Genomic DNA, 16,825 nt, shown 5'->3' with positions numbered 1-16,825 from the left:
CATGACGTGCTCAGACGTGCAGGGTGAATTCTACCCGTGCTGGAGCGTTCTTGCAATCGAGTGAGGGAATACCTGGTCCACCGCGATACAGTACATTACGGTGCTTGCCAGTTGCTCTGGCTCTTCTTTTGTGGGGGGTAGTTCCTCCAGGTCCACTACGCTCGCCTCTTGTTCGTCAATGCAAAGCAGGACTTCGTCGAGCTCAGGCTCACCAACACCCGCGTACTGTTCACCCACGATATCCACCACATCTGCTGCTTCTTCTTCTGTGCACTCTGCTGGCAAATAGTGGCTGGATTCCGTCTCTAAGGGACATAATGCATGCACGCACTCAGTGCTTGGATCTGTGATGGGTTTTGCAGAACATCCACGTGATAATGTGGGAATATGGCCTACCGGGGGTTGCTGTGTAGAGTGAGTGCCGCAGGTACCACCGCGCATTACGCAGGGCGTTGGTGGCACTGCTTGGGGTAGAGTTGCGGTTGTATCACTTTGTCCGCTTGCATGGAGTTCGCGCTCAGGAGTCAGCTCCGAAACCTCGGTGCCACTAAAAACGGTGACGGCCTCTACCTGGTTGTGCTGTGCAGGTGCTGCTGATGCTGCCTGACCGCGTGCAGACCTCCCGCGCGACGCTGTGTGCGCATGCCGCCCCCTGGAGGCGCCCCGTACTGGCCTCGCCGCTGTGAAAAAGATTACAAATAGCACGAGCGCAACAAGCACTACCTGGTGCTGCTGCAGAAGCTGCGCGACAGCTGCGGCGTACACGCGTGTTCCTGATTGTGAAATTGGTAAGGCGAATTAGATAAAAAATTTATAATCTACCCTAATTTCTTAAGGGTTAATGCGCGTGAACCAGGGGCTACCACACGCGAACCATTAAATGTCCGATAACTGCTTTGCCGCCGGCTTACACGCTGAAAGAGCCCTTCAGCAGCTTTGCTGCCTCACCGAACTCCTTAACGAAACTCTTACGTATACTTTCTGGAAGAGTGATACCTAAATCATCCTCGAAGTACTTGGACAAGTCTTGCAAACGAGAGATGTAGTTTCGCTTTTTGCTGGCAAATTTGCGGAATATGACTCCGTCCAGCACCTCTATGCTAACTGCCTTGTTAAGAAGTACGCAATCTATAGAGGGGTTAATTCTGAGCAACGCGCTCCTCACAGGTTCTGCGCTAAAGGCAAACATACCTTCGATATTGTACACCTTTATGGTGTACAGACATGATACCTGAGACAAGCTGCCATTGCTGTATTTTTGATGTTTTACTACTTCCCACTGCACCCTCAAAGAACCAGGGTGCCCTGGGGTACCTGCAGGTACACCTTGCTGCATACGGCTACACCTAAAATTGAACTTTGCTCACCGCAAGAGCATACACTTTCCATAGTTAAATAATGCATAATAGTGAGATTACAGTGCCAATGATGGCGCAAAACACGTTTACTTGGCCTAGGTGATTGCACGGCACGGGGGAGAAGCGTAAACCGTGCCATGTGTGCATCCCCGTTTTCAGCTGTAGAACACACATGTGCAGAGCTCTGCGTTTGGCCCTACCACGGTGTAGGTGGCTTCTGTAGCGTTTAATGCCCCAACACAAGGGGGCCAGTTACGCCCGTCTGGAGGTGCGTGCCCGGATACATGCGGTGTATGCGTGCAGCTGTGTATTGCTGGCCACCATATGGCGGATTTCACAATAATTGTTTCGTGCCTGACGGCGCAATAGTGCTTGTCTTACGGGCTGTACGCGTGTACACTTCCGTGGTGCTCCGGGACCCGTGCCTCGCTGTGCGGATCTGCGGCAGCTTCGTGTTGGATGTGGTGATGGAAAGCATCAGAACGTTGCCCTGGGTGCAAAATTCCAGTGTGCGGGGATGTAGGGTTCTGCTGAGGGTTGACTTTAACGTTCCGGTAGAACATGGCCAGGTGCGTGACAGAACAAGGATCGAAAGGGTTGCGCCTACGGTAGACTATCTAGTCAAAGCTGGGGCCAAGGTTATTATGGTGTCTCACTTTGGGCGCCCGAGCTGTGTGGACGCAGATTTCTCGCTTGAACCGCTAGTTGGCACCATAAGCGAGGTTTTGGGCGTACCCGTTACTTTTGTAGGCGACTGCTTTGGTGAAAGGGTGTGCACCGTTGTGAATGCATTGCCTTGGGGGTCTGTGGTCCTATTGGAGAACCTTAGGTTCCATGCGGGGGAGGAGAAGAACGATCCTGCTTTTGCAAAGCAGTTGGCTTCCATGGCAGATTTGTATGTTAATGATGCATTTTCCTGCTCACACAGAATGCACGCCTCAATTGACGCGATCACCAAATTTCTCCCTGCTGCTGCGGGCCTTAATTTGCAAGATGAACTGCACTACCTGGGTAACATAGTGAGCGAGCATCCAGTTGCCGCGGTCATTGGGGGCGCGAAGACGTCTTCTAAGATACCAATGTTGCGTAACTTGGCCCAGAAAGTTGATTTTTTAGTGCTCGGTGGGGGGCTATCAAACAGTTTTTTGCGTGCAAGTGGCCACAAGATCGGTAGTTCGGTCTACGAACCTTGTGACGATGCCGTACATGCGGTTTTGGAATCCGCACGCAAGAGCAATTGCGGCGTGATCGTCCCAAGAGATCACGTTGTTGCGCGCAATCTAGACTGCAGTGCACAAACGAAGCAAAACAAAGACGTAGGGGAGGAAGACTGCATTTTTGATATTGGCACGCAAACCTCTGCTGAGGTGGCGGAGGTTTTGGGTAAATGTAAAACCGTGTTCTGGAACGGCCCCATGGGGGTTTTTGAGCGCGCGGCTTTCGCCACAGGCACCTCAGACCTGATTCGGAACTTGGTGTGCCTCAAGAAAGAAAAGGGGGTGAGCACAATTGTGGGGGGAGGCGACAGCATATTTGCCATAAAAGCGTCTGGCTATTCTGCGGAAGACTTTTCATACATTTCCACCGGGGGTGGTGCCCTGTTGCAATTTTTGAGCGTTGCGTAAGGCTTGTGTGTACCGGGTCTGGCAGTTGAAAGGGAGCGTACACTCCTGCGCGGAATTTAGCTAGGATGCCGCCTGAATGCGCTGCTGCCAGTAGTGCCAGGATTTCGTTACCGCTTGTGCAGGCGCTTTACCATGCTGTGGGCTGCAACGGTCCGCTATTGGGCAGATGCTATACGTCTGTTCCGGCAGCAAAAGGCATGCTGGCGTTCAAGTCAGTATAGCTGCGCTCCGCTTCCCGTCCTCCCACTCTATGACTACAGTTTCGTTGGCAGCCAAAGCATTTGCGGAGCTCACGTGCTGACCCGCGCCATCATATACAATTGCGTAACCTACCGATAGGATGTGCTTTTTGTTGTAACGGCCTATTCTGCCAATCAAATTGTCCAGGTGCTGTTGTTTTTTGAGCAAAGCTGTCCTCAACAGGAGCCCGGTTCTTGCCCGTTGTGCGAGTGCGCTTCTCCCAACCTCGCTTATTCTGTGTCTAGCCTCGGTGAGTACGCCATATAGCTGGAGCAACCTATGCTCTTTGGCGCTCAGCGCATTTCTAACGGCACTCCTGATCTTTAAAAACCTGTGTGTAATGTCGCTCACAAGCTGTTGTCTTTCCGGCAGTACGATTTCGACAGCTGCTGTGGGAGTCGGAGCCCGTACATCTGCAGCATAGTCAATTATTGTAAAATCTGTTTCGTGCCCAATAGCGGAGACTATGGGTATCTTCGATGCGGCGGTTGTTCGCGCCAGCTCCTCGTCGTTAAACGGCCACAAGTCTTCTATGCTACCCCCACCTCTTGCCACAATTATCACATCAGGTGGCTCTTCCAAGTTGTTAAACCCCAAAATCGCTTGCACAACCATCGCACTCGCTTGTGAACCCTGCACCTGTACCGGCCATACTATGATGTGTGAGGGGAACCTGTGCTTCACGCGGTTTAGTATGTCACGAATTACCGCCCCAGTTGGTGATGTTATTACTCCAATTTTAAGCGGTAAAAGGGGCAGCGGCTTTTTACGTGCCTGGTCAAACAACCCTTCTTTCTCCAGTTTCTTGCGGCGTTCTTCAAGCATGGCCGCCAACTTCCCCTGGCCGGCAAGCACCATGCCTTCAATCACCAATTGGTATCTCGATTGGTAGGTACTAAGATGCCCCGTGCATATGACCTCCAACCCATTTTCGAACTGTACATCAAGCCTGGTGCCGTTCCAACATACAGCACTGATGACAGAATTATCGTCTTTAAGTGACAGATATACATGCCCAGAGCTCGGCCTCGATAAGCCGCTTATCTCTCCACGAATTTTGATGCAGTAGAACGTATCATGCATCACGCGCTGCACGAGATCAGTAACCTCTGTTACCGTGAATTCTGGGATCATCTCAGTAGAACAAAACCTCAAAGGCATTTCCAACTTTCACCTTCAGAGTTTCTACATTGCTGGGCACACCACTAACAGTTTTTTCGAACTGCAGCCTTGTATTGCCGGGTATTAGCCCATACTTGTTTACCTCAACTTTGCGGGAGAATACCTCCTTGGAACTTTTGTCGTAAAAAACAAGATGCACGCCGGGAATGAAGCGCTCATCACCCGCTGTATTTTCTATCGCCCAACTTATCTTCACTGCCATCTCCTCTCCGTCGACACTGAGGATTTTGACTTGAGATTCCCTGAGCCTGACGTGAGAGGTGTCATAAATTTCGGCAAAGCGGTATGCCTTTCTGAACCTGTAAGGAATTTTCTTCTGAAATGTGGAAGAGAAGAAAAATATGAGCGGAAACATCATGATAATGAGCACGCAATCCTTCCAAGTGAAAGGCTCACGCCCTCTGCTACGTCTAGTTGCGCCGCCGAGCTTTACAGCGGGTGTGCTGGAAGATTTAGCTGTGCCTTCCTCGGCAGAAAAAAACCACACATGCCCGCAGTTTGTGCACTTGACTTTTTTTCCTTTGGCAGGCATCTTGTCGCGAGCTACGCTGTAAGTTGCGTGGCAGTTTTTGCACTCTATCTTCATCGCATCGGCGCCGGTAACGCGTAACAACGGGTGCACTATAGCGCATTATTCTCTGTGTGTCCATTGTTATGAACTGATGATTGACCAAATGGAAGGCGGTTTCGTATCTGTTTGCCGACACTAAACCTGGTGCGCGCCTTGCAATTTTGGAAACTTCTGCTCGGCTTGAGACCGTTGTATGGAGCATGGATGTATGTTAGGGTGGCGAGTGTGCCAAGGTGGATGAATCTGTGGACTCTGAGGCTGATTTTGAATATCTACAAGGTGTTTTTGAGGCAGAGAATTGCTCGCAGGACGAGCTGCGCCGAGCGAGCGAGACGGCTTTGGAACTTTTGGATATAGGCAAAATCCGGGCCTGCGTAAAATCGGCCTCCGGAGATTGGGTGATCAATAGCTGGGTGCAAAAAGCTGTACTGGCTTTTTTCCGTACGCATGACATCAACTTCATGGGCATTCCAGGGTCAGATTGGTGTAGCTGGTGTGATAAAATCCCCGCAAAGTTTGCTGGGTGGGATGCCGCACAGTTTGCAAGTGCGAGCATTAGAGCGGTGCCTGGCGCGTATGTAAGGAAGTCCGCATACATTGGGGCCGGAGTGGTATTAATGCCGAGTTTTGTTAACGTTGCTGCCCATGTGGGTGCGGGGACCATGATCGACACATGGGCCACTGTAGGCAGCTGTGCGCAAATTGGGGAGAATTGCCACATATCTGGTGGCGTGGGAATAGGGGGCGTGCTAGAACCAGTCGGTAACGGGCCGACTGTTATTGAGGACGGGTGCTTTATCGGTGCTAGGAGCGAAGTTGTAGATGGAGTTATAATAGGGGAAGGGTCAGTACTCGCAATGGGCACGTATATCGGGTCCTCAACCAAGATTATTGACAGAGAAACTGGGGAAGTCACCTTCGGTAGAGTGCCTCCCTATTCCGTAGTGGTTCCGGGGTGCGCTCCCACATCAGGTGGTGCATCTCTGTATTGCGCTGTAATTGTGAAAAAGGTGTGTAATCGTACCAGGAGCCGGACCGCAATCAACGAGATCCTCAGAGGGGTGTATTAGGTGTCACGCGCAGACACGATCTTCGCCTTATCAACGCCCATGGGTAAATCTGGGGTTGCGGTAATCAGAATATCCGGGCATAACGCCTTGAAGTCTATGCAACTGTTAGGTGTAAAAGAGCCTGTGCGTCCCAGAGTTGCTACTTGCAAAACCCTGTATGACAAAAAGCGGCAGCCGATAGACCAAGCTGTAGTACTGTATTTCCCTGGGCCCGGAAGCTTTACTGGTGAAGATGTTGTGGAGCTGCAAGTGCACGGCAGCCTGGCAGTTATAAGGTTGCTCTTCGAAGAGTTGCAAACGGTGTTTCGCATTGCAGAGCCGGGGGAATTCTCACTCAGGGCGTTTTTGAATGGTAAAATCGATCTCACCAGAGCTGAAGGAATTGCTGATCTTGTAAACTCTGAGACAGAAGCGCAACTGCGCCAGGCATTTGCCCAATCCTCAGGTTTCTTGGAGCGGTTGTATGAAGAGTGGCGTAGCAGCCTTGTTGATATACTGTCTGACCTAGAGGCTTACATCGATTTTCCCGATGATGTCTCACCACAGATACTGCGCAGTGTGCATGACAGAGTAAAAGAGCTGCATAACTCCCTTGAGCGGCATCTTGATGACGGCCACCGTGGGGAGAGATTGCGGCATGGCATGAGGGTTGCAATTCTCGGTAAGCCGAACGTTGGCAAGTCTACGCTGTTTAATCACCTTGCACGCAGAGACATGGCGATTGTTTCGGAATATCCCGGCACCACACGCGATGTGCTTGAAGCGCACGTGGACATCGGTGGCTATCCGTTTATAATTGTGGATACCGCAGGTATACGTGAAAGCACAGATTTTGTAGAGCGTGAAGGCATCATGCGTGCAAAATCAGAGGCGGCAACTGCTGACATCAGGATAATGTTATTTCCCCACAGCGAAGCAGACAACCTGGGTGCGCATGAGGCAATTGAAGGGGGGGATGATGGTAAAACCATTTATGTGCTGAGCAAGGCTGATAACGCAAAGGAGGGAGAAACCAGAATTATAGAGGGAAAGCAGTTTTACCTGGTATCTGTGCACACCAACCTTGGGGTAGATAGCCTATTATCAGCGCTCAAGGAGAGGGCAATAGACGGGTTCCCAAAGTCCGGGGACGTATTAATAACATCACAAAGGCACAGAGGCCACCTACAAAGCGCTGCTAAAGTGATTTCCGATATTACAGACGAGATGCCCGCTGAGATTGTTGCTGAGTATCTCAGGCTGGCTACCAAGGAGATAGGTAAGGTTACTGGTGCGGTTTATGGGGATGATATTTTGGATAACATCTTCAAGAGATTCTGCATTGGAAAGTAGCCCAAGTTTAATGTGCGCGGGTTGCTAAGGACGTACGGGCAGCATATGCACCCTTGCAATTTTGGCGTGGGTTGAGGCCATTTGTCCTGGTGGGGGAAGCTCTGCACCATAGAGTGGGGCGCATCTGTCCGAGTTTGTGACTATGGGAGGGGGTGCCGTCAATCCTCCATGGGTGGCTTGCCGGCGCTATTTTGCATGTTCTCCACGTATGAGATTATGGTTTCCACGCTTGCCATTTTCCCGTAGCCCTCTTCCCCGCACGCCAATATGCCGGTCTCCGGCTCTATGATCTGCACATTATCGCGCTTTAGGATTTCCAGATTACGCAATGTTGGTTTCGCTTCCCACATTGCGGTGTTCATTGCAGGCGCCATGACGATTGGCACCCTCGCGCATATTAGAATTGTTGATGGCAGGTCATCGCAGATGCCATGCGCGGCCTTTGCCATTATGTTGGCACTTGCCGGCGCGACAAGTATGAGATCGGAGTTGCGTGATAGCGAAATATGCTTCATACTCGCCTGCAGAGAGAAGAAATCGCTCTCCGTGTAGGTATGGTGCCCGACTAACGATGTGACGGATAAAGGAGTGACGAATTTTTCTCCGCACTTACTCAGAACACACAACAAGTTATGGTTCCGCCTTTTCAGCTCCCTTGCAACGTCTAGCGACTTGTACGCAGCAACGCTGCCGGATATTATGAGCAGTATGTTCATGTGTGACCTATGATCAAGACGCCGAGGCCCGCGATTGGTCTACACTCAGATGATAAGGCTACCACGCAAAGGGCGGGAATCGGGATATTCTCGAGCATATACGATATGCCGAACATGGACAATAAGAAAGGCGAGATACTGGAAAGGCTATGCGGCGGGCACAGATTGATAGATATTTTGCTGTATGCCCCTTATGGATACGTAGACAGGACGAATAAGTCGTTAGCGGAGGACTCAGTAGGCCGTGTGGTGACTTTTACCGCCCTGGTCAAGCAGCATATGCCACCTCCACCCGGCAGGAGGGCTCATCGCGCGCCCTATAAGATTTTGCTGGAATCCGAAGTTGGTCCTGTATCGCTAATCTTTTTCAACCATTCAAGGGGGCGCTTGAGCAATACGCTAAAGGTTGGGCACCAATGCGTGGTGAGCGGCAAGCTTGAAACGCACCGTGGTGCGCTGCAGATTGTGCATCCAGACTACGTAACCTCCAAGCTTGATCAACTGCAAGAAATCTGCACTCTGGAGCCATTATATTCTGTGGTCAAGGGTTTTCAATCCAAAGCAGTGCACAAACTCATAAAGGCTTTTGTGCCGTTGTTGCCTGACTGGCAAGAATGGATCAGACCAGATGTACTATCGCAGAATTCATGGTGCAGCTGGAAAAAAAGCGTGGAGGGTATGCACGACCCGGACAGCGTGCGCGAGGTACATCTTTACAAAGGTAGATTGGCCTACGACGAGTTGCTAAGCTACCACGCAGCCATGTACTTTGCGAAGCAAAGCCGTGCAGCCAAGGGTGTTTCGGTCAAAAGCTGTGGGGTATACCGCAAATTGGTAGAAAGAAATTTGGGATTTGAACTCACTGATGGGCAAAAATCTGCAATTGAGGCCATAACGAGCGACCAAGCATCCGAAAAGCAGATGACCATGCTACTTCAGGGTGATGTAGGCAGCGGCAAAACGGTAGTTGCGTTGTTTGCCATACTCAACGCAGTAGAAAGTGGTGGCCAGGTTGCACTGATGGTGCCCACAGAGATACTGGCTGAGCAGCACTATGCACGGATCAGTAATGCACTATCGGGCTTGAATATTTGCACTGAGTTGTTAACTGGTAGCACAAAAAACAAACAGCTGCTCAAAGATAGGCTGCTTGCCGGGGATATATGCATACTAATTGGGACGCATGCCCTGTTTCAGGAGTCAGTACGGTTTCGCAATTTGCGACTTGTAGTCATAGATGAGCAGCAAAGGTTTGGTGTTTTGCAGAGAATGCGCTTGGCAGAAAAGGGGGAGTCTACGGATGTGCTGTTCATCAGCGCCACGCCGATTCCCCGCACTTTGGAGCAAATTCTGTACGGCAACATCGATAGGGTAACGCTTTTCGGGCGGCCGCAAGGTAGGCGCCCAGTGCATACCAGCATGATACAAATTGGCAGAATAGATGAGGTGTGCCATCGTCTGCAAAATGCCATATCGGAAGGGCACAAAGCGTATTGGATATGCCCCCGTATCGTGCATTCCGAAACCTCTGAAATGACCTCAGCAGAGGGTAGATTTCTAGCTTTGAGGAAAATATTTGGCAATCTTGTTGGCATAGCGCACGGTGCATTGCCGCAAGTTGACAAGGATGAAGCAATTAGGGCATTTCATGCCGGGGACATAAAAATACTCGTGGCAACCACGGTCATCGAGGTAGGTATTGATGTGCCGGATGCTACGATAATTGTCATTGAAAACCCAGAAAAGTTTGGCTTATCGCAACTACACCAGCTTAGAGGAAGAGTAGGCCGCAGCAGCAAACAGTCTTTCTGCATACTACTGCATGGGGACATTGGCAGAATTGCGTACCGTAAGCTAAGCGTGCTACGCAGCTCCCAAGATGGTTTTTTCATCGCGGAACAAGACCTACTATTGCGTGGTGGTGGTGATATTCTTGGGTACAAACAGTCTGGCGCTGTGGAATTCAGATTTGCGGACCCCTTTGACGTCCAGACTGTATTGAATGCGCGTTCTGACGCCTGGAGCATGCTCAAAACCGCTGAGGGCAGGGCTACGGCCTGCAGGCTAATGGAGATATTTGGATACTCCTTGCCAGAAGTACATTACTAATACTCTTACTTTACGTGGAATGTAATATTACAAACTGTGGTTGCCAGCGCATTGCTTCTGAAGGTACAACGCACAACGCCGCTGTGGCTGATGTAGCTGTGTTGGTGTAGGATGCTACACCCGGTGCAAGTTGCGGTGATTACTGTTATTGGATTGCGCGGTGTTTTGAAAGCGTAGATAATGTGGAGGCTCAAAGTGACGGTGGCGTGATGAAAAAAGTGGTTGTGTTCGGTGGTAGCGGGTTCATAGGCAGGCATGTGGTAAGCAGCCTTGTCCTACGAGGGTATACCGTAAGCGTATTTACTCGTCATCCGGAGAAAGCCGCACGGCTCAAGTTGATCGGCAACTTAGGGCAGGTGCAAATAGTACCTGGTGACCTGTCTAACGCGCTGTTGATCGAGAAGCTGCTTGCGGAATGTGACGTGATCGTAAACCTTGTTGGCAGCATGAGCCCACGTAGGGATGTGCTACGGTATCTACACGTTACTGTGCCCGGCAACATTGCGAAATTTGCGGGGCAACACGGCAAAATGCTTGTGCATTTTTCTACGATGAGTAGCGACGTTGCCTCGAGCTCTTTCTACGCTACCAGCAAGCTTGAAGGAGAAAATACCGTTAGAAGCGTCTGCAAGGATGCGGTTATAGTAAAACCCAACCTGGTGTTTGGGGATGAGGACCATTTTTTCAGTAAATTTGCAAAACTCGCCAGGGTGCTTCCATTTCTGCCTGTTGTATGCGGTAATAGCATGGTACAGCCTGTGTATGTGGGCGAAGTAGCCGAGCTCACCTCCGCGATAGTCGAGGGTCAAGAAACCGGAAAGACACTCGAAGTATGTGGGCCCAAAACCTACTCAATGCGGGAACTTATGCAATTCATTTTGCAAACGACCGCCAGAGACAAGCCCGTGCTGGAGCTACCCACAGTGCTTGCTAGGGTAGTTGCTGCGCTCTGCGAGTTGCGACTAGTATCCTTTTTGCTCAAGCCTCTAACTGGGGATGGTGAACCCATATTGACTACCGACCAGCTAGCGCTACTGAAATATAGCATTGTTGCTGACAGCACTGCTGGTAGTGACGTGCGGGTGATGGCCCAGTCCATCGAGGATATTATGCCAGGTTGCCTAGAAATATACAAAAAACGCGGGGGGGACTCTTGCGCTTAAGCGTGCGGCGTGCCTTGGTTGAGAATTGGATAATGGAGTAACTGGGTGCAAGGTGGGTCGCACCGTACGGTGGCTTGACCATATATGGCAGGTACTTCTCGATGTTGTTGTGCCTTAATGCAACGGCGGACTGTGCGTTCAGTGCTGTTCCATTTCGCCTACCGGGTACATGCCGGTGAAGCATGCGTCACAATATTGTGGAGAGGAGTTGTTGCGGGGGGACCCGCACACTGCTTTGTACAGACCATCTATGCTGATAAATGCTATGCTATCGCACTGCAGCATCGTGTTCAGTTCTTGTAGAGAGAGCCTGTTTGCCACCAACTTGGACCGCTCCGGCGTATCGATACCATAAAAGCATGAGTGCAGTGTTGGCGGGCTAGAAATCCGGAGGTGTATGGCTTTTGTTCCAGCCCTTCTAAGCAGCTCTATTACTTCTCGCAGGGTGGTGCCACGCACTATGCTGTCGTCAACCAGAACTATGTTTTTCCCGCGCAAAACTGAGGAGTTCGCGTTGTGCTTCAGCTCAACCCCCATGCGCCGCCCGCCATCGGTTGGCTGGATGAAAGTGCGCCCCACATAGTGATTCCTTACTATCCCAAACTCAAAAGGCACGCCAGACTTTGCCGCGTACCCCATAGCTGCTGGGATACCAGAATCTGGTACGGGCACCACCATATCTACATTGTCGGGAGGAGGGCTTTCTACTGCAAGCTCTGCCCCGATATTTTTACGTGCCTCATAAACTGGTATGTTGTCCACGACACTATCCGGCCTGGCAAAATATATATACTCAAAAATGCAGAAACTGCGCTTCAACGGCGGAAACGGATACATGCTGGTCAACTCATTTGACTGGCTGATTACCACCAGTTCTCCGGGTTGTATATCTCTGACAAACTCTGCCTTTACTATGTCAAGTGCGCAAGTTTCTGATGCCATGACATATGCCCCATCCACAATGCCAAGCACCAACGGCCGTATACCGGCAGCGTCTCTCACCCCGACCAGGGTGTTGTTTGTCATCATGACCAGAGAATACGCGCCCTTAACCTCTTTCACGGCGGAGATGACGCAATCGATAAAAGAATCAGACGGGCTTGTTGCTATTAAGTGGGCAATGACCTCCGTATCGATGTCTGACAAAAACATGCACCCCTTGTCGACTAACTGCCTACGCAGGCTATCGGCGTTAGTTAGGTTCCCGTTGTGTGCGATCGCCAATTTGCCGAACTTGCAGTCTACCACTATTGGCTGCGCTCCCGGTTTACTGCCGCTGGTGGAATATCTTACATGCCCGACTGACAGATTGCCCCGTAACGAGTGTGCCTCCGGCTTTTCGAATATGCTACTCACGTGTTCACTGCTGTGATACACAGCGAACTCCCCATTGTTAGACGATGTAACAATGCCAAATGACTCCTGACCGCGGTGCTGCAGCGCATGAAGGCCCATCAGGCACTTCTTAGCCGCGTCGCTGTGGTTCTGGATTGCAAAAATCCCGCATTCTTCGTGTACGCTTGCCAGTGGCATACGATTCTGCACCAAATCACTTAGTGTAACATCTTACCACCGCAGCGAATATCACTCTAGCACTAATCTCGCAATTCTCGCCCTGCCATGCTGGCTTACTCTGCGCGATGTGTGCCTACTTGCGGTGGGGACATGGGGCCAAATACCGGGGAAGTGTGCTGGTATCACTGCGCGTGGTCACAGCGTATTTTGGATATGAACCCGTTTACATTGCCATCCAGTAGCTCTGTGAGGTTGGCGGAGATTTTGTGCGCCAGCTGCTGCACCGAGTCAAAGTCATGGAAGTCAGACAGCACGTGCCCAGATAAGCTACCTGCATCTGGTCTGCCTACACCTAACCTAACTCTCCAATATTGACAACCAATTGCGGCGTCGATGGAACGGAGGCCATTATGCCCGGCATTGCCCCCTCCTTGTTTGACCTTCACAACGCCATGCTGGAGATCTGCATCGTCATGAAACACTGTTATCTGTTCGGCTGGTATCTTGTGCATGCTAGCAGCCTTAAGCACGGCGGCACCAGACCTATTCATGAACGTTGCGGGTTTTACGATCATAGCCCTATGCAAGCCGACGTTACCTACAGACACAAGTGCGTCATACTTGCTAGAAAACTCTGGAAAATTGAAGTCTCGCGCCACAGTGTCTGCAACAACAAACCCTACATTGTGCCGCGTAAACTCGTACTGCTTGCCAGGATTGCCGAGCCCGACCAGCAACAGCACGGCGCTACTTGTTTGTTTCCTGAGCTTCCGCAGCTCCTTGTCCCTGCGCAGACTCCTCCGGAGCCCCGTCTTCTTTCGCTTCCTCCACCGCAGCCGTAGCGGAGACTGATGCAATTACGGGATTCTCCTCCTTCATCGCAACTTGCATTGTTTCAGGCAGCGCTAGGTCACTCACATGTATAGAGTGCCCGATAGCCAGATCTAGCAAGTCCACCTCTAAGCTTTGAGGAATTGCATCGGGAGCGCAGCGGATGAGCAGGGAGCGATGCAAAATGTTAAGCGCCCCGCCAAGCTTAACCCCGGCGCATTTTTGCTCATTCAAGAACACCAAGGGAACTTCTACCTTGATTTCTGCGCCTCGATCTACAAACTGGAAATCCACATGTGACACGGCGCCACTTACCGGGTGCTTCTGGATCTCCTTAGTGAGGGCGAACTCCTCTTTCCCGTCTATGCAGAGTTTTATGAGCTGCGAGAATATAGGGAGCGTGCGACACTTCTTCAAAAAATCTGCGTGCGACAGGGAGATGTTAACAGCGTCGCGATTCTTTCCGTACACCACTGCGGGTATCAACCCCGCTGCCCTGAGAGCGCGCGCACTTCCTGTGCCACACTTTGCGCGCACAGACGCATCTACCCTTATAGTATCCCCATGACTCATAACCCAACTCCTCTCAAAACCCTGGCCACGAAAAGCGAGAGTCAAGCATATAACAATACTCGCCGTATACAAAGGAATTTTGCACAGACTTGTCGCAAGCCACTCACCGCGCGACCAAACACAGCACATCCGCGCCACCAAAACCTTGATGGGCCCTGCCCACACCTGTGTCATTACCCTCAGGTCTCCTTACTTCTTACTCGCACTCCCAGCTGTGTCACTACCCTCTGGCACCACCCAAGTCCCTACTCTCCCACACCACCTCTGTGTACTACTCGCACTCCCAACTTTCTTGGTGTTGCATTGCCAACACACCTACATTACCACCTAGTCCCCTTCTAGGTAGAGATCTAACATTAGATACAGTGAGGGGTCAGTTACTATCCAGTGCATTGGGTAGGATGTCTATGGGGGATGTGAAGAGGTTTAGGAAGGAAGTAGTAGATAGTATAGGAGCAGGAACAGCTAGTCCTGTAAGGGCTGTATTTAGTAGTGCAGTACTTGGTAGTGCAGTACCTAGTGCTGATGGTGATACATTCCTGATGGGAGAGATGGTAGGAGTTGATGAGGGACTAGTTATTCAAGAACTAAGTAGAGCTGATGAGTTAGTGAAGTTACAACATGAATTAGAAAAGCAAGTAAGTAAATTAGCTGAACTTGGAGAACTTAAGTGGTTAGGAGAACTTGAGAAGCTGCAGGCTGAGGAGATCCAGAAGGTGAAGGACAGCATAGGGGAGATGGAGAAAGAGAAGATAAGGGAGGTGGAGACGGCGAAGGGGGAGTTTGAGAAGGAGATAGAGGAGATAAAAGGGGACTTGGAGAAGCTAGCAGCTGAGAAGATGAAGGAAGTTGTGATGAAGGTGGGGTTCAACGAGTTGGGACTGGAGGCTGCGGTGAAGAAGGAGGTGGGAGAGAAGCTATGGAGCAAAGAGCCGGAAAAGGTGAAGGAGGCGTTGGAGAAGATAAAGGTGGAGGAGCTTAAGGCAAAGGTGAAGGATAAGATAGGGGAGTTGGTTAAGGAGGTGGAGAAGATAAAGGAAGTGAAGGATAAGGTCGAGAAACTGGAGAAGAAGCTTGGGGAGCTGGAGGGTGCAGAGGAGCTGGCAGCAGAGAAGGTGATTGCAGAGACCAAGAAGATAGAGGAGGCAAAGGAGGAGGTGGAGCAAGCAAAGAAGGAGTGGGAGAAGGTGGCAGTAAAGCTAAAGAAGCTGGTGCAGGGGGTGAAGGATCTCAAGAGCAAACTAGAAGAACTAGAAACAATAAAGGGAGTGGGGGAGAGACTTAAGGATGATATAGAGAAAATCAAGGAGCCAGGAGACCTAGATCTGCTAGAAGCTAAGAAGATAGCAGAGGTGAAGACGGCAAAGGAGGGAGTGGTGACACAGGTAGGGTCGCAGGGGATAAAGGCGCTGGGAGACTTGGGAGCGGCGATAGAAAAAGCGGAAGGAGTAGAGGAGAAGAGCCTGGGTGAGCTGGTGAAAAGGCTTGAGGGGAAGTTGGGGCCATACAGTAAAGAAAAGCTCGAGGCACTCAAGGACACACTAGAAGAACTAGCTGCAATAAGGGAACTGAAGGAATTGGGATTGGAAGAGAGATTGAGGGAATTAGCTGAGGTTAAGGAAGTTAAGAGATTGGCTGAGAGGCAGAAAGCTGGGGAATTAGATGTGCAAGGGGGATTGCAACTGACTGAGAAGATCAGAGCATTAAGCGTAGGTATAGTAGGAGGTCTAGGGAGGTTAGAAGCTAGAAGACTGGGAGAGAATACAGATGGTGGACTAGCCGAGAAGTTGGGGATACTAGGAAGGTTAGCGTCTGGGGAGAGATCTCAGACATTAGCTGAGGTGAAGGCTGCGCTGAAGCGACTCAAGGAGATGAAGATAAGGGAACTGAAGACAGAGGTTACGAAGGATGAGGTGAAACGCAACAGTGATGTGGGTGCAGAGTGGGAATGGCTGGCAGGATTTGGAGCTGAAGGCAAGACACTGGAGGAGGTAAAGCAGGAGTGGGAGAAGGAGAAAGAGAGTCTAGAGAAGCTGGTAAAGAAGCTGGGGGACTCCAAGCAACTAGAGGCAGTTAGGGGAGAGCTCCAGAAGAAGGAGATGGCAATCAAAGGGAAGTTGGATGTGGTGCATAAGCTGGAGAAGAAGGGGCAGACCAAGGAGCTCAAGAATCTCAAGAATAAACTAGATGAACTATCCAAGATCAAAGCACTAGAAGAACTTACAGAGATTGCTGAGAAACGTGGAGTAGCTACAGTGATGAAGGCTGCATTGACTAGTGCTATGGAGATTACAAAGAATAGGGGTTGGACTGATTACTTAAATAAAGTTGATTCAGGTAAGAAGAGTGATGCTGTTAAAGAACTGATTGCTGCTGAGAAAATAAGAAAGCTGACACAGTATATTAATACATTGGAGGTGTGGCAGCAGTGCCGGGAACTGCAGGTGTGCATATTGGTGCTCTTATTGCAATTATTCTCACCACATGTGTTACTAGTGCAACTGCCCCGACTCTCTCTGGTACATTGATGGTGGAGATGC

At 50.6% G+C, this 16,825-nt stretch carries 14 protein-coding genes; 6 read left to right on the top strand and 8 right to left on the bottom strand.

Annotated elements, in window-relative coordinates; translation table 11 throughout:
* Positions 1–30 precede the first annotated feature (30 nt).
* Entirely contained in the window at positions 31–765 is a 735-nt protein-coding gene (locus ACIS_RS00350) for a hypothetical protein (protein ID WP_012880276.1), read from the bottom strand.
* A gap of 142 nt (positions 766–907) precedes the next feature.
* Positions 908–1,336, bottom strand: coding sequence for a hypothetical protein (locus ACIS_RS00345; protein WP_012880275.1), 429 nt, complete (start codon positions 1,334–1,336; stop codon positions 908–910).
* Between the two features lie 489 nt (positions 1,337–1,825).
* Here ACIS_RS00345 and ACIS_RS00340 point away from each other — a divergent pair, with 489 nt between their 5' ends.
* Positions 1,826–2,983, top strand: a complete 1,158-nt coding sequence (locus ACIS_RS00340; protein ID WP_041651329.1) for a phosphoglycerate kinase — start codon at positions 1,826–1,828, stop codon at positions 2,981–2,983.
* Positions 2,984–3,190: 207 nt separating this feature from the next.
* On the opposite strand, the gene xseA is transcribed toward ACIS_RS00340, so the two are convergent.
* Complete coding sequence (gene xseA, locus ACIS_RS00335) at positions 3,191–4,384, bottom strand: exodeoxyribonuclease VII large subunit (protein ID WP_187286256.1); 1,194 nt, start codon at positions 4,382–4,384, stop codon at positions 3,191–3,193.
* Positions 4,359–5,018, bottom strand: coding sequence for a zinc-ribbon domain-containing protein (locus ACIS_RS00330; protein WP_337998383.1), 660 nt, complete (start codon positions 5,016–5,018; stop codon positions 4,359–4,361). Before ACIS_RS00330 ends, xseA begins: the two co-directional genes overlap by 26 nt.
* 272 nt (positions 5,019–5,290) lie before the next feature.
* On the opposite strand from ACIS_RS00330, the gene ACIS_RS00325 reads away from it, so the two are divergent.
* Both ACIS_RS00325 and mnmE read left to right on the top strand, forming a co-directional pair.
* Positions 5,291–6,046 (top strand): 2,3,4,5-tetrahydropyridine-2,6-dicarboxylate N-succinyltransferase, encoded by a 756-nt coding sequence (locus ACIS_RS00325; RefSeq protein ID WP_458692654.1) that lies wholly within the window; start codon positions 5,291–5,293, stop codon positions 6,044–6,046.
* Complete coding sequence (mnmE, locus tag ACIS_RS00320; RefSeq protein WP_012880270.1) at positions 6,047–7,378, top strand: tRNA uridine-5-carboxymethylaminomethyl(34) synthesis GTPase MnmE; 1,332 nt, start codon at positions 6,047–6,049, stop codon at positions 7,376–7,378. It begins immediately after the preceding gene.
* Between the two features lie 158 nt (positions 7,379–7,536).
* On the opposite strand, the gene ACIS_RS00315 is transcribed toward mnmE, so the two are convergent.
* Positions 7,537–8,094 (bottom strand): phosphopantothenoylcysteine decarboxylase, encoded by a 558-nt coding sequence (locus ACIS_RS00315; RefSeq protein ID WP_012880269.1) that lies wholly within the window; start codon positions 8,092–8,094, stop codon positions 7,537–7,539.
* Positions 8,095–8,103: 9 nt separating this feature from the next.
* Here ACIS_RS00315 and ACIS_RS00310 point away from each other — a divergent pair, with 9 nt between their 5' ends.
* Both ACIS_RS00310 and ACIS_RS00305 read left to right on the top strand, forming a co-directional pair.
* A complete protein-coding gene (locus ACIS_RS00310) occupies positions 8,104–10,203 on the top strand; it encodes an ATP-dependent DNA helicase RecG (protein WP_012880268.1) in 2,100 nt (699 codons plus the stop codon).
* Positions 10,204–10,385: 182 nt separating this feature from the next.
* Positions 10,386–11,366, top strand: coding sequence for a complex I NDUFA9 subunit family protein (locus ACIS_RS00305; RefSeq protein WP_012880267.1), 981 nt, complete (start codon positions 10,386–10,388; stop codon positions 11,364–11,366).
* A 138-nt stretch (positions 11,367–11,504) separates the two neighbouring features.
* Here ACIS_RS00305 and purF read toward each other — a convergent pair whose 3' ends face one another.
* From purF to ACIS_RS00290, 3 genes are all read right to left on the bottom strand, one after another.
* Positions 11,505–12,899, bottom strand: a complete 1,395-nt coding sequence (gene purF, locus ACIS_RS00300) for an amidophosphoribosyltransferase (protein WP_012880266.1) — start codon at positions 12,897–12,899, stop codon at positions 11,505–11,507.
* A 164-nt stretch (positions 12,900–13,063) separates the two neighbouring features.
* Positions 13,064–13,624 carry an aminoacyl-tRNA hydrolase gene (gene pth / locus ACIS_RS00295; RefSeq protein WP_012880265.1) on the bottom strand — a complete coding sequence of 187 codons (561 nt, stop codon included), beginning with the start codon at positions 13,622–13,624 and terminating at the stop codon, positions 13,064–13,066.
* 4 nt (positions 13,625–13,628) lie between these two features.
* Entirely contained in the window at positions 13,629–14,285 is a 657-nt protein-coding gene (locus ACIS_RS00290; RefSeq protein ID WP_011114690.1) for a 50S ribosomal protein L25/general stress protein Ctc, read from the bottom strand.
* 407 nt (positions 14,286–14,692) lie between these two features.
* Here ACIS_RS00290 and ACIS_RS00285 point away from each other — a divergent pair, with 407 nt between their 5' ends.
* Complete coding sequence (locus ACIS_RS00285; RefSeq protein WP_148207701.1) at positions 14,693–16,813, top strand: hypothetical protein; 2,121 nt, start codon at positions 14,693–14,695, stop codon at positions 16,811–16,813.
* The last annotated feature ends 12 nt before the right edge of the window (positions 16,814–16,825 follow it).

The organism is Anaplasma centrale str. Israel (assembly GCF_000024505.1).
Taxonomy (GTDB): domain Bacteria; phylum Pseudomonadota; class Alphaproteobacteria; order Rickettsiales; family Anaplasmataceae; genus Anaplasma; species Anaplasma centrale.
This window is presented reverse-complemented; position numbering and strand designations above follow the sequence as displayed.